The following is a 25725-nucleotide window of genomic DNA, read 5'->3' as shown; positions in this document are numbered from 1 at the left end:
GCCATGACGACACCTGGAAAGATCAACAAGCCGCGCAACCCGCCGTATAAGACGGCGGGCATCGGGTTGCTGGTAATCGGGGCCGTGGCCCTCGTCTTGGTGTTCGGGCAATTCCGGGGGAGTTTCACACCCAAGACGAAGGTGACGATGGAGTCGTCACGGGCCGGCCTGGTGATGGACCCGGGCTCGAAAGTCACCTTCAACGGAGTGGAGATCGGACGGGTCGACAAGATCCAGGCGATCAAGATCGGCGACCAGCCGGCGGCCAAATTCACCCTGGATGTCTACCCGCGCTATATCCAGCTGATGCCGCGCAACGTGGTCGCCGACATCAAGGCCACCACGGTCTTCGGCGGCAAGTACGTGTCGTTGACAACGCCCAAGGACGACAACGGAAATGACATCTCGAAGGGCAAGTTTGATCCCAAGAAAGACACGATCAAAGCCAAGTCGGTGACGACCGAGATCAACACGCTGTTCCAGACCATCACCTCGATTGCGGAAAAGCTGGATCCGGTCAAGCTGAACCTGACGCTGAGCGCGGCCGCGCAAGCGCTGACCGGGTTGGGTGACAAGTTCGGCCAGTCGATCGTCAACGCCAGCGCGATCCTCGACGACGTCAATCCCCAGATGCCGCAGGCCCGCCGCGACATTCAAGGGCTGGCGGCGCTGGGCGACGTCTACGCCAACGCCTCGCCGGATTTGTTCGACTTCCTCAACAATGCGGTGATCACGTCGCGCACCATCAACGCCCAGCAGAAGGACCTGGACCAAGCGCTGTTGTCGGCAGCCGGGTTCGGCAACACCGGCGCCGACGTCATCGGGCGGGGTGGACCGTATCTGGCGCGTGGCGCCGCCGATCTGGTGCCCACCGCGCAGCTGCTGGACACCTACAGCCCGGAGCTGTTCTGCGCGGTGCGTAACTACCACGACATTGAACCCAAGGCCGCCCAGTTCCTCGGCGGCAACGGCTACTCCCTGAACGCCCACAGCCAGCTGTTGTCCGGGTTGGGACTCTTCCTGAACCCCGTCGCTGCGGTGGCGACCATCGCCTCGCTGTTCGGGGGGTTGGCCGGAGTGGTCGGCGGCGCGCCCAATCCCTATAGCTATCCGGAGAATCTGCCGCGCGTCAACGCTCGTGGTGGGCCAGGCGGTGCGCCGGGCTGCTGGCAGCACATCACCCACGATCTGTGGCCCGCGCCCACCCTGGTGATGGACGCAGGTAACAGCCTTGCGCCGTACAACCACTTGGACACCGGTTCGCCCTATGCGATCGAGTACGTGTGGGGCCGTCAGGTAGGGGATAACACGATCAACCCATGAAAATCACCGGTACCGTCGTCCGAATCGGCATCTTCTCAGTGGTGCTGCTGCTCTTCACTGTGATGATTTTCATCGTGTTCGGCCAGATCCGTTTCGACCGCACCACGGGTTACTCCGCGGAGTTCAGCAATATCAGCGGGTTGCGGGCAGGCCAATTCGTCCGCGCCTCAGGGGTGGAGATCGGCAAGGTCAAAGAGGTCTCGTTGGTCGACGGCGGTAAGCGCGTGCGGGTGGATTTCGACGTCGACCGCTCGATCCCGCTGTATCAGTCGACGACCGCCCAGATCCGCTACCTCGACCTGATCGGTAACCGCTACCTGGAGCTCAAGCGCAACGACGGCAGTGAAGGCTCGAACACGCGCATGGCGGCGGGCGGCTTGATTCCGCTGTCGCGGACATCGCCGGCGCTGGACCTCGACGCGCTGATCGGTGGTTTCAAGCCGCTGTTCCGCGCGCTGGACCCGGTCAAGGTCAACGAGCTCGCCAAGACCCTCATCACCGTCTTCCAGGGCCAGGGCGGAACCATCAACGACATTCTCGACAACACCGCGCAGCTGACCTCCAAGCTCGCCGAGCGCGACCAGGCAATCGGCGAAGTGATCAAGAACTTGAACACCGTGCTGGACACCACGGTTCGGCACCGCAAGGAATTCGACCAGACGGTCAACAACCTCGAAGTGCTGGTCACCGGTCTGAAGAACCACGCCGACCCGCTGGCCGCCGGGACCGCAGACATCAGCAATGCCGCTGGAACGGTCGCCGACCTGCTGGCCGAGGACCGCGCCCTGTTGCACAAGGCGATCAACTACCTCGACGCGGTTCAGCAGCCGCTGATCGATCAGCGTCAGCAACTCGACGACTACCTCCACAAGGTACCCAGCGCGCTCAACTTGATCGGACGTGGCATCGGCTCGTATGGCGACTTCGTGAACTTCTACGCCTGCGACATCTCACTCAAGATCAACGGGCTGCAGGCCGGCGGACCGGTCCGCACGGTCCGCCTCTTCCACCAGCCGTCGGGTAGGTGCTCGTCGCAATGAGAACTCTCGAACCTCCCAACCGACTTCACATCGGGCTCATGGGCATCGTGGTGACGATCCTGGTCATCGGCGTGGGCCAAAGCTTCACCAGCGTTCCCATGATTTTCGCCAGGCCCAGCTACTACGGGCAGTTCACCGACACCGGCGGCCTCAACAAAGGCGACAAAGTGCGCATCGCCGGCATGGAAGTCGGCAAAGTCGAGGAACTCAAGATCGACGGTGACCACATCGTGATGAAGTTCTCGATGGGCACCAACACCATCGGCACCGAGAGCCGGCTGGCGATCCGCACCGACACCATCCTGGGCAAGAAAGTCCTCGAGGTCGAGGCGCGGGGAAACAAGACGCTGCAGCCGAACGGGATGCTGCCGCTCGGGCAAAGCACTACTCCCTACCAGATCTACGACGCGTTCTTCGATGTCACCAACGCAGCCACCAAATGGGACATCGACTCGGTCAAGGAGTCGCTGCATGTGTTGTCGCAGACCATTGATCAGACCTACCCGCACCTGAGCGCTGCGCTCGACGGGGTAGCCAAATTTTCCGACACGTTCGGCAAGCGTGACGAGCAGATCAAGCACCTCCTTGCCCAGGCCAACCAGGTGGCCAGCGTCCTCGGCGACCGCAGCCAGCAAGTGGACCGGCTATTGGTGAATGCGGAGACGCTGCTGGCCGCGTTCGACGAGCGCGGACGCGCCATCGACGCGTTGCTGGGCAACATCTCGTCGTTCTCGACACAGCTGTCCGGGCTGATCAACGACAACCCGAACATAAACCACGTACTGGAACAGTTGCGCACGGTCAGCGACATCCTGGTGCAACGAAAAGACGACCTGGCCACGGGGCTTACCGAGGTGGGCAAGTTCCTGCCGTCCTTGAACGAATCCATCGGATCGGGACCGTTCTTCAAAGTCATCATCCACAACCTATTCCCTGGTCAGATCGTGCAGCCCTTCATCGATGCCGCGTTCAAGAAGCGCGGCCTCGACCCCGAGAACTTCTGGCGTAGCGCCGGCCTCCCCGAGTTCCGCTGGCCCGACCCCAACGGCACGCGGTTCCCCAACGGTGCGCCGCCGCCGGCACCGCCGTTCCTGGAGGGCACTCCGGATCACCCGGGACCGGCCGTCCCGCCCGGGTCGCCCTGCTCGTACACCCCGGCGAACCCCGGTGGCAACGTCACCGTCGGGGACGAGGGGTTGCCGCGACCGTGGAATCCGCTGCCGTGCGCGGGAGCCGTGCAAGGCCCGTACGGCCCGGTACCGGGCGGATTCCCGGTTCCGCTCGATGTTCAGGCATCGCCGCCGAACCCTGACGGCCTGCCGCCCACTCCCGGCGTAACGGGCAGCGGACGCCCGGGTCAGGCCCCTCCGAACGTTCCCGGCACACCTGTGCCGATACCTGGCGCACCTCCGCTCTCGCGCACCGACCCGCAGGTGGTCGCACCACCGTCGACGTTCGCTCCGGGCCTGCCGCCCGGTCCGGCCGCGCCGCCGGGCCCCGGGCCATCACTACCGGCGCCGTTCATCAACCCGGGTGGATCGGGTGGTAGCGGCTTGACGGGAGGTAACCAGAATTGAGCACCATCTTCGATATCCGCAACATCAAGTTGCCGCAGATGTCGCGGGCATCGGTGATCATCGGGTCACTGGTGGTGATTCTCGGGCTCGTCGCCGCCTACGCCGGCTGGATCGTTTTCCAGAAGCTGACGACCAACACCGTCACCGCCTACTTCCCTGAGACGAACGCGCTCTACAAGGGGGACAAGGTCCAGATCATGGGCCTGCAGGTCGGCGCCATCGACAGCATCGAGCCGGACCGCGACAAGCACCAGATGAAGGTGGTCTTCCACTACGACAACAAGTACAAGGTCCCGGCGGATGCCGAGGCGGTGATCCTCAACCCCACCCTGGTGGCATCGCGGAGCATTCAGCTCGAGCCGGCCTACAAAGGCGGTCCGGTGCTTGCCGACCACGCGGTGATCAGGCGCACCAAGGTGCCGACGGAGTGGGACGAGCTGCGCAACAGCATCACCAACATCATCTCCAAACTGGGTCCGACAAAAGAGCAGCCGACCGGCCCGTTCGGTGAGGTCATCGAATCCTTTGCCGACGGGCTGTCAGGCAAGGGCAAGCAGTTCAACGCGACGCTGAACAACCTTTCGCAGGCCCTGACCGCGTTGAACGAGGGTCGCGGTGACTTCTTCGCGGTGGTGCGCAGCCTGGCGCTGTTCGTCAACGCACTGCATGCCGACGACCAGCAGTTCGTCGCGTTGAACCAGCACCTGGCGTCCTTCACCAGCCGGCTCACGCACTCCGATCAGGACCTCTCCAACGCGATATCGCAGATAGACAGTCTGCTTTCCACGGTGCGGCCGTTCTTCGACAAGAACCGTGAGGTGCTGACCCACGACGTCAACAACCTGGAAACCGTGACGAACACGCTGCTGCAGCCCGACCCGCTGAACGGGCTGGAGACGGCCCTGCACGTGCTGCCCACGGCCGCAGCCAACATCAACCAGATCTATCACCCTTCGCACGGATCGGTTGTTGCCATCCCGTCGATCACCTTCGCGAACCCCATGCAGTTCATCTGCAGCTCGATCCAGGCCGGCAGCCGGCTGGGATATCAGGAGTCGGCCGAACTCTGTGCGGAATACCTCGCGCCGATCCTCGATGCGATCAAGTTCAACTACTTCCCGTTCGGGTTGAACTTGTTCAGCACCGCCGAGACGCTGCCCAAGCAGGTTGCCTACTCCGAGCCGCGGCTGCAGCCACCGAATGGCTACAAGGACACCACCGTTCCGGGGATCTGGGTGCCGGATACGCCGTTGTCTCACCGCAACACGCAACCGGGCTGGATCGTCGCCCCGGGGATGCAGGGAACGATGGTCGGGCCCATCACGGCCGGTCTGATGACTCCGGAATCGCTGGCCGAACTCATGGGCGGTCCCAACATCGCGCCCGTCCAGTCGACGCTGCAGACCCCACCGGGACCGCCGAACGCCTACGACGAGTACCCCGTGCTGCCGCCCATCGGCTTGAACGCACCGGTGCCGATCCAGCCGCCGCCGCCGGGGCCGGACGTGCGACCGGGTCCTGTTGCTCCGACACCTGCCCCGGGTCCGGCACCGGCTCCGGCACCGGTGGGCGCACCGCTGCCCGCTGAGGCAGGAGCGGGCCAGTGAACATCGTGACGAGCGTGACGAGGGTGGTTCGCCACCGGGTGTGGCAGGTGCTGGTACTGCTGGCAGCCGCCCTGATGCTGAGCTCCTGCGGTTGGCGGGGCATCTCCAACGTCACCATTCCAGGAGGTCCGGGCAGCGGCTCGGGGGCCTACACGCTCTATGTACAGGTACCCGACACGCTGGCGATCAACGGCAACAGCAAGGTGATGGTCGCCGACGTCTTCGTCGGCTCGATCAAGGACATCCAGCTGAAGAACTGGATCGCCACCCTGACGCTGGGCGTCAGCAAATCAGCCAAGCTGCCGAAGAACACGCTTGCGAAGATCGGCCAGACCAGCTTGCTGGGTTCTCAGCACATCGAACTGGTCGCACCGCCGAACCCGTCGTCGGAAATGCTCAAGGACGGCGACACCATCCCGCTGAAGAATTCGTCGGCCTATCCGACAACTGAGCAAACGCTGGCGAGCTTCTCGCTGGTCTTGCGCGGTGGCGGCATACCGAACCTGGAAGTGCTGCAGAACGAGGTCTACAACATCCTGCACGGGCGGGGCGATCAAATCCGCGCGTTCCTGGGCAAACTGGACACCTTCACCCGTCAGCTGAACGAGCAGCGCGATGACATCACGCACGCGATCGACTCCACCAACCGATTGCTGGCTTACGTGGGCGGTCGAAACGACGTCTTGGAGCGAGTACTGACCGACATCCCGCCGCTGATCAAGCACTTCGCCGACACCAAGCAACTGCTGATCAACGCTGTCGATTCGGTCGGACAGCTGAGCAACGTCACCGCCCAGTACCTTGGCGAGGCGCGGGGGCCCCTACATACCGACTTGGAAGCGCTGCAATGCCCGCTGCGAGAACTCGGCAAAGCCTCGCCGTATCTGATCGGCGCGCTGAAGTTGGTCCTCACTCAGCCGTTCGACATCGACACCGTTCCGAAGATTTTCCGCGGCGACTACCTGAACATCAACGCCACGATCGACGTGACGTACAGCTCCATCGACAACGCGTTCCTGACCGGTACCGGGTTGTCCGGAGCCCTGCGTGCGCTCGAGCAGTCGTTCGGGCGTGATCCCGAGACGATGATTCCCGACGTCCGCTACACGCCGAACCCGAACGACGCACCGGGCGGACCGCTGGTGGAAAGGGCGGAGAGAGGGCAATGCTAACTCCCTTCATCAGACGCCAGCTGATCCTGTTCGGGATCATGACGGTGGTCGTACTGCTCGTGTTGGGCATCTACTACTTGCAGGTGCCCAGCCTGATGGGTATCGGCCGCTACAACCTGAAGGCCGAGCTGCCGGCGTCGGGCGGCCTGTACCCAACGGCCAACGTGACCTATCGCGGCATCACGATCGGCAAGGTCACCTCGGTGGAGCCCACCGAGAGTGGCGCCGAAGCGACGATGAGCATCGACAGCAACTACCAGATCCCGCGTGACGCGGTGGCCAACGTGCATTCGGTTTCAGCGGTCGGTGAGCAGTATCTGGACCTGGTGTCGAAAGGCAGTGGCCAGGGCAAGTTTTTCGCTGATGGCGACACCATGCACCGCAAAAACCCCATCTGCGGCACCGGCCCGGAATGCGAGAACAGCGTGCCCAGTGAGATCGGGCCGGCGCTGGACACCGCCAACCGCGGTCTAGCCGTCCTGCCCAAGGACAAGATCGCCTCGCTGCTGGACGAGACGGCGCAGTCGGTCGGTGGGTTGGGTCCCGCCCTGCAACGGCTGGTCGACTCGACTCAGGCGGTTGTCGGTGACTTCAAGACCCAGATCACCGACATCAACGACATCATCCAGCACTCCGGACCGGTTATCGACAGCCAGGTCAAGTCCGGGGACGCGATCGAGCGCTGGGCGCGCAACCTGAACAGCCTGGCCGCGCAGTCCGCCCAACGAGACCAGAACCTCAGGAGCATCCTGAGGCAGGCGGCACCGACCGCGGATCAGGTCAGCGCGGTATTCAGCGACGTCAGGGAATCGCTGCCACAGACGCTGGCGAACCTCGAGGTCGTAATCGAGATGCTCAAGCGCTACCACAACGGTCTCGAGCAGGTGCTGGTGTTCCTGCCGCAGGGTGCGTCGATCGCCCAGACCGTGGCCGCGCCGTTCCCCAGCTTCGCGGCACTCGACCTCGCGTTGTCGATCAACCAACCGCCCCCCTGTCTCACCGGCTTCACCCCTGCTTCGGAATGGCGCTCACCAGCCGACACCAACGTCGTGCCCTTGCCGAGCGGTACTTACTGCAAGATTCCGATGGACACTCCGGCCAACAGTGTGCGCGGCTCCCGCAACATTCCGTGTGTCGACGTCCCCGGAAAGCGGGCCGCCACCCCGCGCGAGTGCCGGGACCCCAAGCCCTACGTCCCGCTGGGCACCAACCCCTGGTACGGCGACCCGAACCAGCTGCTGACCTGCCCCGCCCCCTCGGCCCGCTGCGATCAGTCGGTACGGCCGGGCATGGTCATCCCGGCGCCGTCGATTAATAACGGCATGAACCCGGCGCCGGCTGACCGGCTACCACCCGGCGGTCTGACGCCACCCGCGGTCAGTGACCCGCTACAACGGCCCGGGTCGGGTACCGTGCAATGCAACGGACAACAGCCCAACCCGTGTGTCTACACTCCGAGCGGGCCTCCCTCGGCGGTATACAGTCCTCAGAGCGGCGAACTGGTAGGGCCCGACGGTGTGAAGTACTCCGTCGAAAACTCGACCAAAACAGGAGACGACGGATGGAAGGAGATGCTGGCGCCAGCCGGCTGAACCCCACCGACGCGGACGATTCACCAGAATCCGAGGCTGATCAGATCACCACCGTGATCGAGACTAAGGATTCCCCGGAATCCGAGGCTGACCAGGCCACGGCCGACGAACCGTTGGCGGCTGTCGGGCGGGGACCGTCGCGGCTGAGGCGCGGGTGGCTGGCCGTCATCACTGCGGCGCTTCTGCTGGCCTCCGGCGGCATCGGCTTCGGGGGGTACCTCGCGCTGCGTTCGCACCACCAGAGCCAGGTCGTTGCGCGCAACAGCGCCAAGGCACTCGAGGCCGCGAAGGTATGCATCGCCGCGACGCAGGCTCCGGACACCAACGCGATGACCCAGGCCGAACAGAAGATCATCGATTGCGGCACCGACGAGTACCGCTCCCAGGCCCTGCTCTACACCAGCATGCTCGTGCAGGCCTATCAGGCGGCGAACGTGCACGTTCAGGTGACCGATGAGCGGGCAGCGATCGAGCGCCACAACGACGACGGTTCGGTGGAGATCCTCGTCGCGCTGCGCGTCAAGGTGTCCAACAGTGCGGCGCAGAACCAGGAGACCGGCTACCGCCTGCGAGTGACAATGTCACCGGTCGAGGGCCAGTACAAGATCTCCAGGCTCAACCAGGTGACGAAGTGACATTGCTGGTCGAGGAGACTCAGACCACGGCTGTCATCCAGAAGGCATCAGAGAAGGCCTTGGCGCCCTGGCATATTCGCGCGGGCGCGCTCGCGATCGACGTCCTGCCGGCGATGGCTGTGGTGACCACGATGCTGCTGGTCTTTTTCACAGTGCCGCTGCGGGGGGCGTGGTGGTTTTTGTGTATTTCCGTCGCCGGCATCGTCTTTCTGCTGATGTTGGTCAACCGGCTGTTGCTGCCTGCGGTCACCGGTTGGAGTTTGGGACGTGGTTTCTGCGGCATCGCGGTGCTCCGTCGCGACGGCAGGCCCCCCGGCGCATGGACGCTGCTGCTGCGGGACTTGGCTCATCTGCTGGACACCGCATCATTGCTGGTGGGATGGCTGTGGCCAGTGTGGGATTCAAGCCGGCGGACATTCGCCGACATGCTCGTCGGCACCGAAGTGCGGTACAAGGACCGGGACTACCGGCTGCAGAACATCCGCCGGTGGACCACGAGGACGGTGCTGACCGCCGCGGCGGTGTGTCTGGCAGGCGCCGCCACCAGCTATGGGGTGGTGTACACCGAGCAGCAGGCGACCGACCGTACGCGCGCAGAGATCGCGGTTCAGGGACCCAAGATCGTCGCGCAGATGCTGACCTACGACCCGAAATCGTTACACGACGACTTCGAGCGTGCCCTGTCGCTGGCGACCCCCAAATATCGGCCGCAGCTCGCCGACCAGCAGGACGTGGTGCGAAAGGGTCAGCCGGTCATCAACGAGTACTGGCCGGCCGCCAGCGCGATCCAATCGGCCGGCCCTGATCGGGCGACGATGCTGGTGTTCCTGCATGGTCGGCGAGGCGACGGCAAGGAGCAGCGCTACATCACCGCGGGCGTTCGGGTTGGCTTCGTCAAAAGCGGCGGTTTCCTCGCCCAGCTCGCGCCGATCCGTTCTGCGTTCTCGGAGGGCCGCTGGCGTGTCGACGACCTCACCGTCCTGACCAAACCGAAACCGCCGGGGGAGCGACGATGAGTCCCCGCCGCAAGTTTCGGCCCGACGAGACACCGCTGCTCGTCGCGCAGACTACGACGTCGGAGCCGCGGCGGCTGCGGGAGTTCCCGCTCGTTGCCGCGGTCGCCGCGCTGCTGACCGTCGCGGCGATCACGGTATCCACGCTGATGCTGATCTCTCACGAATCTCATCGGCGCGCCGAGCTGAGGGAACGCGAGGCGCTCGGCTACGTGACATGGTTCATGACAGGCTTCACGAGCATCGATCCCTATCACGCGAACGACTACGTCGATCGGGTATTGGCCCAAGCGACAGGCGATTTCGCCAAGCACTACCAGGAGACGGCCAACGAAACCCTCCTGCAGATCGCCCGAGCCGAACCGTCCACCGGCACCGTTTTGGGTGCCGGCGTGGAACGGTGGAACGACGATGGCAGCGTCAGCGTGTTGGTGGCAACCGACGTCACCTCCAAGTCCGTTGATGAAAAACAGGTATTCCATAACACCAATCGCTGGACGGCGACCGCTAAGCAGGAAGGAAATCAGTGGAAGATCAGCAACCTGCTGCAGGTGATCTGACCGTCGACGCGGCGTTGGGAACTGACGTGACCGAGGATCCCGAAGCGTTCCTCGCCGAATCCGACGGCGGGGATTCTGGGGACTCTGCAGAACCCGACGAAAGCGCCGATGCCACTACAGAATCCGCCGAGGCCGTCACCGAGGAGAGCGAGGCTGACGCAGCAGAACAGGCAGACGGCGAAGAGGAAGCCGACGGCAAGGGCAACAAGACGCCGGCAAAGTCCAAGTACGGGAAGTCCAAGAACCGCAGGCCCAAAAAAGCCAAAGACAAAAAAGCCAAAGACAAAAAAGACAAGCCGAAGAAAGAACGTCGTACCCGAACCAAACCACTGATCGGTAAGCGCGTGGCCATCGCCATCGTCGTTGCGGCCAGTCTGCTGTTCGTCGGTTCCGCCGCGTTCGCGGGCGCGACCCTGGAGCCATACCTGGCCCAACGTGCCGTCGCCGCAACCAAACTCAACGTGGCACGCACCGCGGCCAACGCCATCACGACGTTGTGGTCCTACACGCCGGAAAACATGGACACCCTCGCCGATCGGGCGGCGAACTACCTCAGCGGCGACTTCGCCGCCCAGTACCGCAAATTCGTCGACGCGATCGTGGCGCCCAACAAGCAGGCCAAGATCAGCAACCGCACTCAAGTCACCGGCGCGGCCGTCGAATCGCTCGATGGCCCGAACGCCATCGCAATTGTGTACACCAACACCACTTCCACCAGCCCGCTGACCAAGAACATTCCCACGCTGAAGTACCTCTCCTACCGGCTGATCATGAAGCGTGATGGCAGCCGCTGGCTGGTGACCCGGATGACGACCGTTACCTCACTGGACCTGACGCCTCACCTGTAGCGCAGCCAGGCTCGGCCGGTCAACGCTAGTTCACGATCGCTCAACCCCGCGATGGGCGATCTGGAATACGTTTCCGCACGGGTCGCGCACCATGGCTCGCCTGTCGCCGTAAGGGGTGTCGAGGGGTGGTTCGATGCTCGTGGCGCCCGCTGCGATAGCCCGCTGATAGGCGCGGTCGGCGTCGTCGACGTAAACGTAGAGGAATGCCGGGAATAGCTCGCGCTCGCCGGCCGATGTGACCATGACCAGGGAGTCACCTATGTGTACTTCGGCTGGGCGATCGGCATGGACCTCGGCGGCAGCGTCGAAGACAGTGCGAAGGAACTCCACGGCTGCCGCACTGTCGCGGACGACCATGCGAGGCGTTAGCGTGTGGAACCCCTCGGGCGCATCGATGCTCACCCCGCGTTCTCCTTTAGTTGAATGCGAGCCAGCTGGGCAAGCCCCGCTCATGCGAATCGCAGAGCACCTGCCGGGTGTCGCAAGAGCCCCTCGGCGACCCCGCGCCGGCCCACATGCCCCCGGTGTCGCGGCGCAGCACGATGGCCGATGACCCACCACCGTCGAGCAGGATCGCCGTATCGCTGCCCAGACCGCGGAAGAGGTCCTGGATGTTGTCGGGCGTGTAGTTGCCGCCCTCGAATATGTACATCTCGTCGCGTTGCTTCACGTAGGCGAGCGCCGTCCGCGCCGCGCTGGGACCCCCGTCGTGAAGTTGCCCCGTTTTGCCGGGGGACAGTAGCCCGATCCCGGCGACCGCCACGAACCGCTCGTTCTTGTTGAGCAGGTCCTGGATCACCGGAGTTGCTACGTCATAGTCTTGGGTGCCGTTGGGCCGCAACACATATGGCGCGCCGCCCGCGGGCAGGATCATCGTCGTCAGCGAGGTCCAGCTCTCACCCCCGCCGGAAAGCCCCTGCTTGCCGGGGTAGGCGACGGTTCCGGTCACCGCCTGGTTGGCCCGGCCCTGGCCGTGGGTGTTATCCACGAAGGCGCCCAGCGGTGAGCTGCAGCCGGTCGACCGCCAGGTGCCGCCCTTCTGCGAACGCACGTCGAAGAAGTTTGCGTTGATCGCGATGGTCGGTTGCCCCATCCGCTGCCACGCCTGCAGCGGCGGGTAGATCTCCGATGCCTGCCACAACCCCTCGCCGGTCCGCGCTCCCGGGTTGTTCTCGCAGCGCGCCTGGTCCCCCTGGTGGGTGTCTACCAACAGATGCGGCTGCAGCCGTTGCGACGCGCTCTTGATGACCATCAGATGGCCGCCGTTGTTGCCCTCGTACCAGCCACCACCGCCGTTGAGCATCGGCATGGGGTGACCGGCCCCGAAGTTGTAGACCAGATACGAACCCTTGGTGGTGGCGATGGCGCTCTCGAGCATCTCCCGCCCGTCAGCGGCACGTGCCACGGGGCGGCCGTTGGTGACGGCCAGCGTCGCGCACACAGCCACAGCGGCGCAGCAAGCAGCCAGCCGGCGCAAGCTGGCGGATGGGGTCGGCACGGTAGCCCTTTCGGCCCGAGACGGTCTCGACACCCCAGCATCAGTCACATGCGTCACACTGTCAACTTTAGTAACAGCCCAGTGACGCTTCGGTAGCGCTGCAGCTTCAGCATGATTTCGGTGGGCGTTGACAGCTTTCAGCGTGCAGCCACGGCGTTGAGCGTGAAGCCACGGCGTTGAGCGTGAAGCCACGGCGTTGAGCGTGAAGCCACGGCGTTGAGTGTGAGCACAGGGCGCCGATGTGGCTGATTCTTCCGCCCAGGCTTCACCGCCAAAGCCCTGAGCTCACAGTCAAAGCCCAGGATTCACGCGGGAGCCCGCCGGCACCTGGCAAGAAGCATGTGCGGGAATTACGTTTCGGGGCTTGGGCTTGGGCTTGGGCTTGGGCTTGGGCTTGGGCTTGGGCTTGGGCTTGGGCTTTCGGCGTCGGCTTCGAGCGTGCTCCCGGGCACGGCTTCCGGCTCAGTCTCGGGCAAGCTTTCGCTCTTGCTTTTCCGCGCCTGGTGTTGCGTCTGGTGTGTTTCGGCGATCGCTATTCCGACCGCCCCGGGAATGCGGTGGAAGCCGCTCCGGTCGTATATCCGCGTGACGATGCCACCCAGCAACAGGCCGATCACCAGGCCGATAGACGTCATCAGCAGCGCCTGGGACAGCCCGGCATTGGCGTGGCCGTTGAGGTACAGCAGCGACCGCACCCCCAGGAACACCTGATGCATCGGCTCGAATTCGGCCAGCCATCGGAAGAACGGCGGCACGGCTTCCAGCGGGACGGTGGCGCCCGCCGACGGCAGCCCGAGGATCACGAAGACCAGCATGCTGAAGAGCAACCCCATCGACCCCAGCACCGCGATCAGCGAGCTCGACGTGATGCCCACCGCACTGATCGCGAACACGCCGTAGACCCACAGCTGCCAGCCGCGGTCAATGGGCATGCCGAGCCCGTGGGCAATTGCCATATAGACCGCCGAGGTGATCAACCCCAGCACCACCATCAATCCCCATTTGACCAACAGCGTGCGGAAGCGCGAGATGTTGATCTGCTCGGCGAAGCGATAAACCGGCCCGTATTCGGCTGGCACATAGCCGAGCATCGAGTCCACCAGGGTGCTGACCACGATGCTGCCGGTAAAGCCCGCCAGCAGCAGCAACAGCGCGTAGTAGAACGCCGACAGGCCGTTGCCGGTGCCGTTCGGCAGCGGGTTGTACACCGCGGACTTGATCTCGATCGGATTGGCGAGTCCCAACGCCGACGCGCCGGTCAGCGGGGCGCCTCCGGTCTGCGCCGCGACCTCTCCCGAAAGATACTGGCCCACTTGGCTGTTGGCTTTGGCCATGGCCATGGCCAGCGTCTGCCCGGCGATACTCGAGCCCAGGGTGCCGGCTCGCTGGTTCGTCGAGATCGTGACCGACGGCCGGGCCGGGTGGGTGGGCATTACCGAGCTTTCCCCGAACTCGCGAAGGTTGGTCGAGAAGTTCACCGGAATGAACAGTTCGCCGTACACCTTGGCGGTGTCCATCAGCTGTTTGGCCTCGTCGGGGTGCACCACCCGCAGATCGAAGTTCTTGTCCAACGCGGCGGTCAGGCCCTCGACGATCTTCGCGCCTGTGGGACCCGCGTCCTCGTTCACTACGGCAATGGGGAAATGTCGCAGGTTCGTCGTCGGATTCAAAATGCCGCCGAGGTACAGCGCGCACAGGGCCGACATGAGGGCCAACGTGATGACGATCGGCGCCCCCCAGAACCGCACGGTCCGTATCGCTTTAAGCGGGTTGGGCGCCGCGTGCCGCGGCTGTTGTTGAGGCATGCGGGCTCCTGTCTGTCGAAAGCCCACTCTATGTGGTGTTAACCGCCCAACCGGGCGTGCATCTCCCAGACCAGCAGATCCGCCGGCTCGTTCGCGGTGACCCGACGGCCGTCGTCGTCGGTGAACCGGACCGCATCGCCCTCGGCGATGTCGCCGGCCCCTTCCACGGTGAGCCGACCGCGCGGGACGAACAGGTGCAGGTAGGGGGCCGCGGGCAGGGTGACGGCATCGTCTTGCCGTAGCCGGCCAGCGTGCAGCGCGGCGCCACGGTTGTGCAGGGTGATGCCGGCATCGTGCGTCGGTATGCCCGACGCGATCGTCGCCAAGCCGCCGGCCAGCACGTCCTCGTCGATCTCCTGCTGCTGATAGCCGGGGGAGATGCCCATCTCGTCGGGAATCACCCACATCTGGACGAAATGCACTGGCTCCGTTGTCGAATCGTTCTTCTCCGAGTGCAGGATCCCGCTGCCTGCTGACATGCGTTGCGCCAAGCCGGGGTAGACCACGCCGCGATTGCCGGCCGAATCCTGGTGTGTCAGTTCACCCTGCAACACCCAGGTCACGATCTCCATGTCCCGGTGGGGGTGGGTATCAAATCCGCTTGCGGGCTCGACGATGTCATCGTTGTTCACCAGCAGCAGCCCGTGATGGGTGTTGTCCGGGTCGTAGTGGTCGCCGAAGGAGAACGAATGCCTGGACTTCAGCCAGGACGTCGTGGTGACTGCCCTATCGGCCGCGCGCCGAATCTGGAAGTTGGCAGGCATGGCCTCAGGGTATCCCGATCGATAGCAGCTGCCGTGCCTGTTGTAGCGCGTCGTCAAGGTCGGCGAGCGTGAGGCCCGCTGGGCGGCCCAGGTGGATCTCGATTTGGTACTCCGGCTGGCCGTCGCGCCCGAAGATCGGCAGCACGATGAATTCGGTTGCCGCAAGCTCTGTTTCGAGGACGTCGGTCACGGATTGCAGGGTCACCATCGTCATCAGCGTGGTTAGCCGACGGGTGACCTGTGCGGTCGGCTCGAGCGAGGCCAGCACACTGGCCAGCCGGTGATGCAGCGATTGGTGAGAGTCGTCGAATCGCCACGCGCCATAGCCGCGGACTCTGATATCGGCGAGCACAGCCTGATGCTGGGCGATCTCGGCGGGCGTCAGAATCGGCGTGACCCGGCGCAGCCACGACTGGACGAAATCGCCGTCGCGCCAGGCCATCGCGACCAACCCGAACGGCGGGTCGATGGGGAAGCGTTGACCGACGGCGTGTTCGCCGTCGGTGCCGTGGCCGAACGCGTCGATCGTGATCAGGTGCTTGTCGCCGATTTTCGACATGGAACAGCCCGCGCCGAGGGTCTCGTGCAGGAAGCGCAACGCATCACGCCCGCGGTCCAGCAGCGGGAACTGCATCCGCAGACCGTGCACCAGGCCGAACAAACCGCTGCCCAGCGCGTAACGACGGTCCTCCCGCCGAGTCACCCACGCTGCCCGTTCCAGCTCCGCGAGCACCAGGGCGCAGGTGGAGGTGCTGATCCCGCAGATCTTGGCGAGCTCGGCCGACGTCCGTCCCTGGTGTGACTCGGCGAGTGCGGCAAGCACGTCCATCACCCGAGCAGTGGGCGGTGACTTAGCGGTTGACGGACTCACCGGCGGCTCCCTAGCATTTGGCCAAAATGTAACCACAGCGATCCTATTATTAGGACAGCGAGGAGACTCAATGATCAAGGTCGGAGTGTGGGGTCCCGGGTCCATGGGGCTGATCGCCTTGCGCGGCGTCATCGATCACCCTCAGCTGCAACTCGTCGACCTTGTTGTTCACAGTGACACCAAGGCGGGTCGCGACGCGGGGGAGCTGTGCGGAATTGCGCCGGTGGGTGTGGTGGCGACGCAGAATCCGGCACCGATGCTCGCCGGTGACGCCGACATGGTGGTGTACGCCGCGGGGGCCAACCTGCGTCCGCTCGAAGCCGTCGAGGACATGGTGTCGATTCTGCGAGCCGGCAAGAACGTGGTGTCGTGTTCGGTGGTGCCGCTCGTGTTCCCCGACGCTGTCGACGCGGCGTTCACCGATCCGCTGCGACAGGCGGCGCTGGACGGCGGCGTGTCCTTCTTCACCACCGGCATCGACTCGGGATTTGCCAATGACGTGCTGCCGCTGGTGCTTTCGGGCGTCTCCAGGGTGATCGAATCGGTCCGGGTGACGGAGATGTTCAACTACGCCACCTACCCCGACAAGTCGGCCGTGTATGAGATCCTCGGCTTCGGCAAGCCGCCGGAGTTCACGGCGTTCGCAGCCACACCCGGGGTTTTCACCTTCGGCTGGGGCCCGGTGCTGCACCAGCTCGCCGCCGGACTGGGCTATAAGATCGACCACATCGACGAAAGCGTCGAACGCGTGCCGGCCCCGGAGTCCTTCGACACGCCTACCGGTCGCATCGAGGCCGGAACTATTGCGGCTATGCGCTCGACGCTGACCGGATACGTCGGCGACACAGCCACTTTCGTGCTGGACCACGTCACGCGGATGCGCGACGATATCGCTCCGCACTGGCCGCAGCCGCATATCTCCATCGAGCCGAAGGACCTCGGCTACGGATTGGCCAGTGGCCGGGGCCTCTACCGCGTCGAGATCGAGGGCTCGCCGAGCATGCGGTGCGAATTCGAGATGGCCGACGACCACGACCACGATCTGGGAGCACGCATGGCGGGTGCGTCGCGGATGGTCAACGCCATACCTGCGGTGTGCGAGGCTCCGCCCGGATTGCTGTGCGCACTGGACCTGCCGCTGATCACCGGCGCCGGCCTGGTGCGTCCGATAGCAGGGCCGACGCCGGACAGCCGGCTGTTCCAGTGACTTTGATATGCGTTTGGCGCAATACACTTTGCTGACGATGACCGATCCACTACCGATCCAGCGATTTTCCCATCTGTGCGTGGGTGTCTCCGATATGGACACCTCGCTGGCCTTCTATACGAGGGTGTTGGGCATGGATGTGGTGTTCGATGTCCGACTCGACGGCGCGGCTTTGGACACAGTGACCGGAACGACCGGCGCCGCAGGACGAATGGTCGGCGGGCTCATCAGCGGAACCATGATCGAACTGCTCGACCTGGGAGACGTGCCAGCGGTTCCAGCAGGTCCCCATCGTGGCTACACCAATATGTCGTTCACCGTCGCCGACGCCGATGCCGTCTACGAACAGCTTGTCGGGATCGGCGACGTAACCTGCGCGCCGCCGGTGGATATCGCCGGTGTGCGGATGTTGTTCATCGCCGACCCCGACGGGACCCCGATCGAATTCATCGAGCTGCCCGGCGGCGCCGAGACCACTGAACAACTGTGGAGACCCGTCAGATAGCTGCGGCCGCCGGTGGGGCCCAGCATTTACGACGAGCGTTCCCAGGTCCGCGCCAGGTGCTCTTCACGGGCGCCCCGGCCGCGCGCCGTCGTATCAATGTCGCGCAGAGCCCCAAAGGAACTCTCGATCGCGTGAAGGTCCGAGGCGAGGCTGTCGTCGGAACTCGCCAGAAAACGATTCAAAAGTTGGCGAATTACTTCCGCGCCGACACGCCCTCTTGTGCTGCCAGCCGGTCGAGTGCTTCCGTCTGTTGCTCGTCGAGGTAGATAATCGTCCGCTCCATACACCACATCATCCACCGGCGGACGGGTGAACAGCTGCATGTCCAACGACAGCCGGCCCGCTGGCAATCAGAGCGAACTGGGCAAGCCGAACTTCGCGAACAACCTGTCGTCCAGGAACGCCACCACGTGCGACACCCCGGCGGGGGTCATGTCCAGCACGTGCAACTGGAAAGGCACGTGCCGATCACCCTGACGCATGTACATCGCGGCGGCGGGCTGACCGTTGGCGACCAACGGGAGCATCCGCATGTCGCCCGCAATCTCGGCGGGGCATTGCCGATGAATGAGCGTGATGATGTCCCGCACGCCCCGGTACCAGCCGACAAACGGCGGCATTTCCCAGATCGCCTCGCTGGTGAACAGCTCCACCAGCCGGTCGATGTCGTAGCTCTCGAACGCCGCGATGTAGCGGCCCAGCCGATCCTGCGCCTCCGCGGAATCCGGTGCCACCAGCCGGTCGTCCGTGCTGGGCCCGACGGTCTCCAGTTGAGAGCGGGCCCGCTGCAACAGGCTGTTGACGGCGACCGTGGTGGTGCCGATCGCGTCGGCCACCTCGGCGGACTTCCACTGCAGCACGTCGCGCAGCAGCAGCACCGCGCGCTGGCGGGGTGAAAGATGTTGCAGCGCTGCGACGAACGCCAGCCGCACCGACTCACGCGACCCGACAATCACAGAAGGGTCCGCCGGGTCATCCGCTATGTCCGGCAGCGGCTCCAGCCACGGCACCTCAGCGCGTTCCACCAGCTCCGCCGTCGGCTCTGAGCTGGACGTGCCCAGCCCGGTCGGCAACGGCCGGCGCTGGCGGCCCTCCAGCGCCGTCAGGCAGGTATTGGTGGCGATGCGATGCAGCCACGTCCGTATCGACGACTTGCCTTCGAAACGGTCGTAAGCTCTCCAGGCGCGCAGAAATGTCTCTTGCACCAGGTCCTCTGCGTCGTGCAGCGACCCGGTCATCCGATAGCAGTGCGCGAGCAGTTCACGGCGATACGGCTCGGCGTTGCTGGAGAAGTCCTTCTCAAAGTTTTCTGCGAGCACGCTCACCCGAATGAGCCTACGCAGAGTTTCTGACATACCCGCGCGGGGAGCCACTACGCTGCCCGTAATGACTATCAACCGCACAGAACGCAATTTCGACGGCGTCGGCGGCGTACGCATCGTCTACGACGTCTGGATGCCGGAGACTCCGCCGAAAGCGGTGCTCGTGCTGGCGCACGGTTTCGGCGAGCACGCTCGTCGCTACGACCACGTCGCGCAGCGGTTCGGCGAAGCCGGCCTGGTCACCTATGCGCTGGACCACCGTGGGCACGGGCGCTCCGGCGGCAAGCGGGTGATGGTGCGCGACGTCTCGGAGTACACCGCCGACTTCGACACCCTGGTCGGTATCGCCACCCGGGAACACCCCGGCCTCAAGCGCATCGTGCTCGGGCACAGCATGGGCGGTGCGATCGTCTTCGCCTACGGCGTCGAACGCCCGGACAACTACGACCTGATGGTGCTGTCGGGGCCGGCGGTGGCGGCCCAGGAGATGGTGAGCCCGTTGGTGATTTTCGCGGCCAAGGGGCTCGGGATCCTGGCTCCCGGTTTGCCGGTGCAGCAGCTCGACGTCACCGCGATTTCCCGCGACCCGGAGGTGGTGGAGGCCTACAACACCGATCCGCTGGTTTACCACGGACGGGTTCCCGCCGGTCTCGGGCGTGCCCTATTGCAGGTCGGCGAGACCATGCCGCAGCGGGCTCCGGCGTTGACGGCGCCGTTGCTGGTGGTGCACGGCGCCGACGACCGGCTGATCCCGGTAGAGGGAAGCCGCCGACTGGTGGAATGTGTGGGATCCACCGACGTCGAGTTGAAGGTGTACCCCGGGCTCTTCCACGAGGTTTTCAATGAGCCGGAGCGCAACCAGGTGCTCGACGACGTGGTTACCTGGATCAACAAGCGGCTGTGAATACGCAACACGAGATGTCGTACCGCTCGCGTAGTTTGGCGCCATGGCGGACTACTACACGATGACGACCGACGACAAAATGCTGGCGCGCATCGCCGCACTGCTACGTCAGGCCGAAGGCACCGACAACTCCCATGAGGCCGATGCGTTCATGGGTGCCGCGCAGCGATTGGCGACGGCGGCCTCCATCGACTTGGCGGTGGCCCGATCCCATCAGTCCAACCGGTCGCCCGCGCAAGCGCCCATTCAGCGCACCATCACCATCGGGACCGCGGGGACCCGCGGCCTGCGCACGTATGTGCAGCTTTTCGTGCTGATCGCCGCCGCGAACGACGTGCGCTGCGACATTGCGTCGAACTCGACGTTCGTCTACGCCTACGGGTTCGTCGAGGACATCGATGCCACGCATGCCTTGTATGCCAGCCTGGTCGTGCAGATGGTGCGGGCGTCGGACAACTATCTGGCCACGGGTGCGCACCGGCCTACGCCGACGATCACGGCTCGCCTGAACTTTCAGCTGGCGTTCGGGGTCCGGGTCGGGCAGCGCCTGGCCGAGGCGCGCGAGCAGGCCCGGCGAGAGGTCACCGAGGACCGCGGCCGTTCGCCCGGTACCGCTATCGCGTTGCGGGACAAGGAGCTCGAGCTGCACGAGTACTACCGCAGCGCGTCCAAGGCGCGTGGCACCTGGCAGGCCACCAGGGCCACAGCCGGATACTCGTCGGCGGCGCGGCGCGCCGGTGACCGGGCGGGCAGACGAGCGCGACTGGAGAACAGCTCCGAGCTGCCCGGGGCTCGGACCGCGCTGGGCCGGTGACACGAGCGGACTCGTCCCGAGATTCCCAGCGCTCCAAGGTTTATGCGGCTGAGGAGTTCATCCGGACGTTGTTCGACCGCGCTGCCGAGCACGGCTCGCCCGCGATCGACTTCTTCGGCACCCAGTTGACGCTGCCGCCCGAAGCGCGGTTCGGGTCGGTGGCATCCGTGCAGCGCTACGTCGACGACGTGCTGGCGCTACCCGCGGTGCAGGAGCGCTGGCCGGCGGCATCACCGCTGCGAGTGCGGGCGCGGCGGGCGGCCACCGCGGCGCACTACGAAAACGTGGACGGCGCAGGCGTTATCGCGGTTCCCGACCGTGACACCGCCGACTGGGCGATGCGCGAGCTGGTGGTACTGCATGAACTGGCGCATCACCTGTGCCAAGCGCAGCCGCCGCACGGTGCCGAGTTCGTCGCGACGATCTGCACGCTGACGGAGCTGGTGATGGGACCCGAACTCGGGCATGTGCTGCGTGTCGTCTACGCCAAAGAGGGTGTGCGGTGACGGCGACGATGCCGGCCGCCGCGCGGCCGGAGGAGGAGCCGGACAATTGAGCCGGACAGGTCCAGACCTCCGTGCCGCCGAGATCGAAAGCCAGATGACCGACGACGAGCGATTCTCGCTGCTGGTCGGCGTGATGGGAGCCGGCGACATGTGGCCGCTGCGCGACAAGCGCATCCCGGACGGGGTGCCGATGAGCGCTGCCTATGTCCCCGGGATACCCCGTCTGGGTGTTCCGGCGCTGTCGATGAGTGACGCCGGTCTGGGCGTCACCAATCCCGGCTACCGCCCCGGCGACACCGCCACCGCGCTGCCGGCCGGCCTGTCGCTGGCGGCCAGCTTCAACCCGCAGCTCGCCCGTGCCGCGGGCGAGGTGATCGGCCGCGAGGCGCGCAGCCGCGGATTCAACGTGCAACTGGCCGGGGCAATAAACCTGGCGCGCGACCCGCGGAACGGCCGCAACTTCGAATACCTCTCCGAAGACCCGCTTTTGAGCGCCACCATCGCGGCGGGCTCGGTCAACGGGATACAGCAGCAGGGCGTCATCTCGACGGTCAAGCACTACTCGCTGAACTGCAACGAAACCAACCGGCATTCGCTGGACGCCGTCATTGATCCGGACGCGCACCGCGAGTCGGACCTGCTGGCGTTCCAGATCGCCATTGAGCGGTCGCAGCCTGGCGCCGTCATGACCGCGTACAACAAGGTCAACGGTGACTACGCCGCGGCAAACGAGGTCTTGATCAACCAGGTGCTGAAAGGGTCCTGGGGATACTGCGGCTGGGTCATGTCCGACTGGGGCGCGACACCGAGCTGGGAGTGTGCGCTGTGCGGCCTCGACCAAGAGTGCGGCGCGCAGATCGACGCTGTGTTCTGGCAGTCGGAGGCGTTCACCGAACCCCTGCGCGCCGCCTACGCCGACGGCCGGCTGCCCAAAGAGCGCCTTTCGGACATGGTGCGGCGGATCCTGCGGTCGATGTTCGCGATCGGAATCGACCGGTGGGAAGCGACTGAGCTTGTCGTACCGGATATGTTCGCACACAACGAGATTGCGTTGGAGATCGCACGGCAGGGAATCGTTTTGCTGACCAACCGTGGTGTACTGCCGCTGGCACCTGAGACCTCCGCACGCATAGCCGTCATCGGTGGCTATGCGCAGTCCGGCGTGCCGACGGGCGGTGGATCCAGCGCCGTCGTTCCCCTGGGCGGCTACGCAGCCGTGATTCCGATCGGCGGGCCGGGTCTTGAGGCCGGTTTGCGCAACTTGTATCTGCTGCCGTCGAGTCCCCTTGACGAGCTGAGAAAACAATTCTCCAACGCGCAGATCGAATTCGATCCCGGTATCAGCCCAGCCGAGGCGGTGCTGGCGGCGCAGCGCGCAGATGTGGCGATCGTGTTCGCGGTCCGCGTCGAAACGGAGGGCTTCGACAGCGCCGATTTATCGCTGCCGTGGGGCCAGGACGCGGTGATCGCCGCTGTCTCGGCCGTCAACCCGAACACGGTTGTGGTGCTGGAGACGGGCAATCCGGTGGTCATGCCGTGGCGCGACTCGGTGAACGCCGTTGTGCAGGCGTGGTATCCGGGTCAGGCCGGTGGTCAGGCAATCGCGGAAGTCCTTGCCGGACAGGTGAATCCGTCGGGCCGGCTGCCGATCACCTTTCCCGTCGACCTCGGCCAGACGCCACGGCCCGAGCTGCCGGGGCTCGGCAGTCCGTACGGGACGCCGACCACCATCAACTACTTCGAGGGCGCCGACGTCGGTTACCGCTGGTTCGCCGCACAAGGTCAGACCCCGATGTTCGCGTTCGGTTACGGCTTGTCCTACACCAGGTTTGAATACCGCGACCTGACGGTGGCCGGCGGCAAGACCGTCACGGCCGCCTTTACCGTCCACAACACCGGCGATCGCGGCGGGGCCGACGTCCCACAGCTGTATCTGACCGCCGCGCCCGACGGACAACGGTTGCGGTTGCTCGGATTCGAGCGCCTGACGCTCGAGCCTGGCGAAAGCCGCCGGGTGACCATCGAGGCCGATCCGCGTCTGCTCGCCCGCTATGACGGCAGCAGCTCGAGTTGGCGCATCGCATCGGGCGGCTACGCGGTGGCGGTGGGCGCTTCGGCGGTGACCCTGAAGTTGGCGGCCGAGGTCGAGCTAGCCGGCCGTGCGTTCGGGCAGTGATACGCACGACCGGCTCGCCGGAACTACTCGACCGGGACCAATGCTTCGCCGCAGGTGCAGCGGTAGTCCTGGCCTGAGTTTGAGCAGTGGCACTCGTGTTCAATCCGGACGCGGCACCCGCAGCCCTCGTGGCCGCACGTCAGCAGGGTTCCTGCCTCGTAGTTGGTCATTTCGTCATCCCTTCTCTACGGCTGTACTCCGTGGTCCCAACCCTATACCCCGTAGGGGTATCTAGCAAGTGGTCGGCCTCCCGTGTTGCCCGGTCTGGCCGCACGGTTAGCGTGGGCGCATGGCCGAAAGCCCGACGCCGCAAGATGTGGACGCCTTCTTGGACCGCACCGTGGTCGACGACGATCCGGTGCTGTCTGATGCCCTGACGGCCAGCAACGACGCCGGATTGCCCCCTATCGCCGTGTCGGTGCAGCAGGGCAGGTTTCTGTGCCTGCTGGCCGGGGCGATGCAGGCACGCCGCATCCTCGAACTCGGCACGCTGGGTGGCTTCAGCACCATCTGGCTGGCCCGCGGCGCGGGCCCGCAGGGGCGGGTGGTGACGCTGGAATACGACCCCAAGCACGCCGAGGTCGCACGCGCCAACCTGCAGCGGGCCGGTGTGGCCGAGCGGGTGGAGGTGGTAGTCGGTGCCGCATTGGACACGTTGCCGACGGTGACCGGCGGCCCGTTCGATCTGGTGTTCATCGACGCCGACAAAGAGAACAATCTCGCCTACCTCGACTGGGCGATCCGGCTGGCCCGCCCAGGCTCGGTCATTGTGGTGGACAACGTCATTCGCGACGGCCAGATCCTGGCGGAGTCAGCCGACCCCAGGGTCACGGCGACCCGCCAGACTTTGCAGGTAATGGGTGAGCACCCGCGGCTGGACACCGCGGTGCTGCAGACGGTCGGGGTGAAGGGCTGGGACGGTTTCGCCATCGCGGCGGTGCGCTAGCTGCTCGTCAGGTCAACGTGGGCTCAGGTCGTTGACGGCCTGTTCGGCCGACGTGACCTGGGTGATCCGTAACGCCGTTTCGCCGGCGTACAAGGCGGCGCGGTCGACCCAGGAATCGGGCATCCGGCGAACGGGAGCCACGGGTGAGAACAGTGGGCGGCGCGGCGACTGCAGCCGCAGCACCCCGCCCAGGTCGCGGTAGAGCGGCGCGGACAGTGGCCGGCTGGCCGCATTGAGCCTCGCCGGGATCGTCTTGGCCCACCCGTCGCTGCGGCACCAGCGCCCGGTGGCGGCGTTGGGCACCACGCGATGCCGCAGCGGCCAGGTCAGACCGAATAAGTTGGTTTCGATCGTCTTGTCCGCGTTGATGATCCGTCGCTGGTACTCGCGGTTGGCGTCGGCCTCGTGCGTCAGCAGGAATCGTGTGCCGGCGATGACGCCGCTGGCTCCCGCCGCCAGGGCCGCGCGGGTGTCGGTGCCGTCGGCGATCCCGCCGGCGAGAAACACCGGGCGATCGCCGGCCGCGGCCAGAGCCTGCGGCAGGAACTCCATGGCCGGCGCGGTTCCCACGAGGTGACCTCCGGCTTCTCGCCCCTGCGCGATCAAACCATCGGCACCCCACGCGACGGCGCGGCGCGCCTGCGCCGAAGTGCCGACCATCACAAAGACGAAGATGCCGGCGTCACGCAGCTGCTCGACTACGCCGGGCGTCTCGCCGAACGCCAGCACGGCGACGTCGACGCGACGATCGACACATACCGCGACGTGGCGTCGACCCACGAAGTGCATCAACAGATTTACCGCCACTGCGCGACCCGGCGCCTGCGCCCGCACCCGATCGATGGAGTTGCGCAGTTGCCACGGCGTGGTCAAACCCAGCGTTCCGAGGCCGCCGGCTTTGGCGACCGCGGCGGCCAGCGCCGTGCCGGCCAGTCCGCCGCCCATGCCCGCCTGGCCTACCGGGACGTCCAGACGCAGCCGGTCAAGGATGTCCACGGAAGTCCTCGGCCCGAGGGTGCACAGATTGCCAACTCCGCCCG

General features: G+C 65.3%; 25 protein-coding genes and 1 pseudogene. 17 read left to right on the top strand and 9 right to left on the bottom strand.

The window, feature by feature from the left end:
- Window positions 1-3: 3 nt before the first annotated feature.
- From AC5Y21_RS07175 to AC5Y21_RS07130, 10 genes are read left to right on the top strand one after another with little or no spacing between them, the layout of a single operon-like run.
- Window positions 4-1323, top strand: coding sequence for an MCE family protein (locus tag AC5Y21_RS07175; RefSeq protein ID WP_499910760.1), 1320 nt, complete (start codon window positions 4-6; stop codon window positions 1321-1323).
- Window positions 1320-2363: a virulence factor Mce family protein gene (locus AC5Y21_RS07170; protein ID WP_499910758.1), complete on the top strand. Its 1044-nt coding sequence runs from the start codon at window positions 1320-1322 to the stop codon at window positions 2361-2363. The genes AC5Y21_RS07175 and AC5Y21_RS07170 overlap by 4 nt, the downstream gene beginning before the upstream one ends.
- On the top strand, window positions 2360-3940 hold the full coding sequence (locus AC5Y21_RS07165; protein ID WP_499910757.1) for a virulence factor Mce family protein: 1581 nt from the start codon (window positions 2360-2362) through the stop codon (window positions 3938-3940). The genes AC5Y21_RS07170 and AC5Y21_RS07165 overlap by 4 nt, the downstream gene beginning before the upstream one ends.
- Window positions 3937-5547 (top strand): virulence factor Mce family protein, encoded by a 1611-nt coding sequence (locus tag AC5Y21_RS07160; RefSeq protein ID WP_499910755.1) that lies wholly within the window; start codon window positions 3937-3939, stop codon window positions 5545-5547. The genes AC5Y21_RS07165 and AC5Y21_RS07160 overlap by 4 nt, the downstream gene beginning before the upstream one ends.
- The gene (locus tag AC5Y21_RS07155; protein WP_499910754.1) at window positions 5544-6719 is read left to right on the top strand and encodes a virulence factor Mce family protein; all 1176 of its coding nucleotides are present in this window, start codon (window positions 5544-5546) and stop codon (window positions 6717-6719) included. The genes AC5Y21_RS07160 and AC5Y21_RS07155 overlap by 4 nt, the downstream gene beginning before the upstream one ends.
- Window positions 6713-8311: a virulence factor Mce family protein gene (locus AC5Y21_RS07150; protein ID WP_499910752.1), complete on the top strand. Its 1599-nt coding sequence runs from the start codon at window positions 6713-6715 to the stop codon at window positions 8309-8311. The genes AC5Y21_RS07155 and AC5Y21_RS07150 overlap by 7 nt, the downstream gene beginning before the upstream one ends.
- Entirely contained in the window at window positions 8281-8946 is a 666-nt protein-coding gene (locus AC5Y21_RS07145) for an Rv1363c family protein (protein WP_499910751.1), read from the top strand. The genes AC5Y21_RS07150 and AC5Y21_RS07145 overlap by 31 nt, the downstream gene beginning before the upstream one ends.
- Window positions 8943-9962, top strand: coding sequence for an RDD family protein (locus AC5Y21_RS07140; protein ID WP_499910750.1), 1020 nt, complete (start codon window positions 8943-8945; stop codon window positions 9960-9962). The genes AC5Y21_RS07145 and AC5Y21_RS07140 overlap by 4 nt, the downstream gene beginning before the upstream one ends.
- Complete coding sequence (locus AC5Y21_RS07135; protein WP_499910748.1) at window positions 9959-10519, top strand: Rv1363c family protein; 561 nt, start codon at window positions 9959-9961, stop codon at window positions 10517-10519. The genes AC5Y21_RS07140 and AC5Y21_RS07135 overlap by 4 nt, the downstream gene beginning before the upstream one ends.
- Window positions 10486-11367 carry a mammalian cell entry protein gene (locus AC5Y21_RS07130; protein ID WP_499910747.1) on the top strand — a complete coding sequence of 294 codons (882 nt, stop codon included), beginning with the start codon at window positions 10486-10488 and terminating at the stop codon, window positions 11365-11367. The genes AC5Y21_RS07135 and AC5Y21_RS07130 overlap by 34 nt, the downstream gene beginning before the upstream one ends.
- Window positions 11368-11397: 30 nt before the next feature.
- Here AC5Y21_RS07130 and AC5Y21_RS07125 read toward each other — a convergent pair whose 3' ends face one another.
- The 5 genes from AC5Y21_RS07125 to AC5Y21_RS07105 form a co-directional block, all read right to left on the bottom strand.
- The gene (locus AC5Y21_RS07125; protein ID WP_499910746.1) at window positions 11398-11769 is read right to left on the bottom strand and encodes a VOC family protein; all 372 of its coding nucleotides are present in this window, start codon (window positions 11767-11769) and stop codon (window positions 11398-11400) included.
- A 13-nt stretch (window positions 11770-11782) separates the two neighbouring features.
- Window positions 11783-12898 carry a phosphodiester glycosidase family protein gene (locus tag AC5Y21_RS07120; RefSeq protein ID WP_499910945.1) on the bottom strand — a complete coding sequence of 372 codons (1116 nt, stop codon included), beginning with the start codon at window positions 12896-12898 and terminating at the stop codon, window positions 11783-11785.
- A gap of 317 nt (window positions 12899-13215) precedes the next feature.
- Window positions 13216-14670, bottom strand: a complete 1455-nt coding sequence (locus AC5Y21_RS07115; RefSeq protein WP_499910744.1) for a YhgE/Pip domain-containing protein — start codon at window positions 14668-14670, stop codon at window positions 13216-13218.
- A 38-nt stretch (window positions 14671-14708) separates the two neighbouring features.
- Window positions 14709-15434, bottom strand: a complete 726-nt coding sequence (locus tag AC5Y21_RS07110) for a pirin family protein (protein ID WP_499910743.1) — start codon at window positions 15432-15434, stop codon at window positions 14709-14711.
- 4 nt (window positions 15435-15438) lie between these two features.
- A complete protein-coding gene (locus AC5Y21_RS07105) occupies window positions 15439-16263 on the bottom strand; it encodes a MarR family transcriptional regulator (protein ID WP_499910943.1) in 825 nt (274 codons plus the stop codon).
- Window positions 16264-16375: 112 nt separating this feature from the next.
- On the opposite strand from AC5Y21_RS07105, the gene AC5Y21_RS07100 reads away from it, so the two are divergent.
- Window positions 16376-17512, top strand: a complete 1137-nt coding sequence (locus AC5Y21_RS07100; RefSeq protein ID WP_499910741.1) for an NAD(P)H-dependent amine dehydrogenase family protein — start codon at window positions 16376-16378, stop codon at window positions 17510-17512.
- A gap of 37 nt (window positions 17513-17549) precedes the next feature.
- The gene (locus AC5Y21_RS07095; RefSeq protein ID WP_499910739.1) at window positions 17550-18017 is read left to right on the top strand and encodes a VOC family protein; all 468 of its coding nucleotides are present in this window, start codon (window positions 17550-17552) and stop codon (window positions 18015-18017) included.
- Between the two features lie 26 nt (window positions 18018-18043).
- Here the strand turns inward: AC5Y21_RS07095 and AC5Y21_RS07090 are convergent.
- Together AC5Y21_RS07090 and AC5Y21_RS07085 are read right to left on the bottom strand one after the other, a co-directional pair.
- A pseudogene (locus AC5Y21_RS07090) lies at window positions 18044-18300 on the bottom strand (ribbon-helix-helix domain-containing protein).
- A 67-nt stretch (window positions 18301-18367) separates the two neighbouring features.
- Window positions 18368-19456, bottom strand: coding sequence for a sigma-70 family RNA polymerase sigma factor (locus AC5Y21_RS07085; RefSeq protein ID WP_499910737.1), 1089 nt, complete (start codon window positions 19454-19456; stop codon window positions 18368-18370).
- Here AC5Y21_RS07085 and AC5Y21_RS07080 point away from each other — a divergent pair.
- The 4 genes from AC5Y21_RS07080 to AC5Y21_RS07065 all read left to right on the top strand — a co-directional run bounded on the left by AC5Y21_RS07080 (window position 19404) and on the right by AC5Y21_RS07065 (window position 23739).
- Window positions 19404-20243, top strand: a complete 840-nt coding sequence (locus AC5Y21_RS07080; RefSeq protein WP_499910735.1) for an alpha/beta hydrolase — start codon at window positions 19404-19406, stop codon at window positions 20241-20243. The genes AC5Y21_RS07085 and AC5Y21_RS07080 overlap by 53 nt on opposite strands.
- Before the next feature lie 61 nt (window positions 20244-20304).
- Entirely contained in the window at window positions 20305-21057 is a 753-nt protein-coding gene (locus tag AC5Y21_RS07075) for a DUF2786 domain-containing protein (protein ID WP_499910942.1), read from the top strand.
- Window positions 21054-21563, top strand: coding sequence for a TIGR04338 family metallohydrolase (locus tag AC5Y21_RS07070; RefSeq protein WP_499910733.1), 510 nt, complete (start codon window positions 21054-21056; stop codon window positions 21561-21563). Before AC5Y21_RS07075 ends, AC5Y21_RS07070 begins: the two co-directional genes overlap by 4 nt.
- Window positions 21564-21657: 94 nt before the next feature.
- Window positions 21658-23739 carry a glycoside hydrolase family 3 protein gene (locus AC5Y21_RS07065; RefSeq protein WP_499910940.1) on the top strand — a complete coding sequence of 694 codons (2082 nt, stop codon included), beginning with the start codon at window positions 21658-21660 and terminating at the stop codon, window positions 23737-23739.
- 23 nt (window positions 23740-23762) lie between these two features.
- Here AC5Y21_RS07065 and mymT read toward each other — a convergent pair whose 3' ends face one another.
- Window positions 23763-23909: a copper-binding metallothionein MymT gene (mymT, locus tag AC5Y21_RS07060; RefSeq protein ID WP_499910731.1), complete on the bottom strand. Its 147-nt coding sequence runs from the start codon at window positions 23907-23909 to the stop codon at window positions 23763-23765.
- A 119-nt stretch (window positions 23910-24028) separates the two neighbouring features.
- Between mymT and AC5Y21_RS07055 the strand changes: the two genes are divergently transcribed.
- On the top strand, window positions 24029-24685 hold the full coding sequence (locus tag AC5Y21_RS07055; protein ID WP_499910728.1) for an O-methyltransferase: 657 nt from the start codon (window positions 24029-24031) through the stop codon (window positions 24683-24685).
- 12 nt (window positions 24686-24697) lie between these two features.
- On the opposite strand, the gene AC5Y21_RS07050 is transcribed toward AC5Y21_RS07055, so the two are convergent.
- Entirely contained in the window at window positions 24698-25681 is a 984-nt protein-coding gene (locus tag AC5Y21_RS07050; protein ID WP_499910726.1) for a nitronate monooxygenase, read from the bottom strand.
- Window positions 25682-25725 lie beyond the last annotated feature (44 nt).

Source organism: Mycobacterium sp. NGS41 (assembly GCF_059812725.1).
Note: the sequence above shows the minus strand (reverse complement) of the source record. Positions and strands in the feature narration are given on the sequence as shown.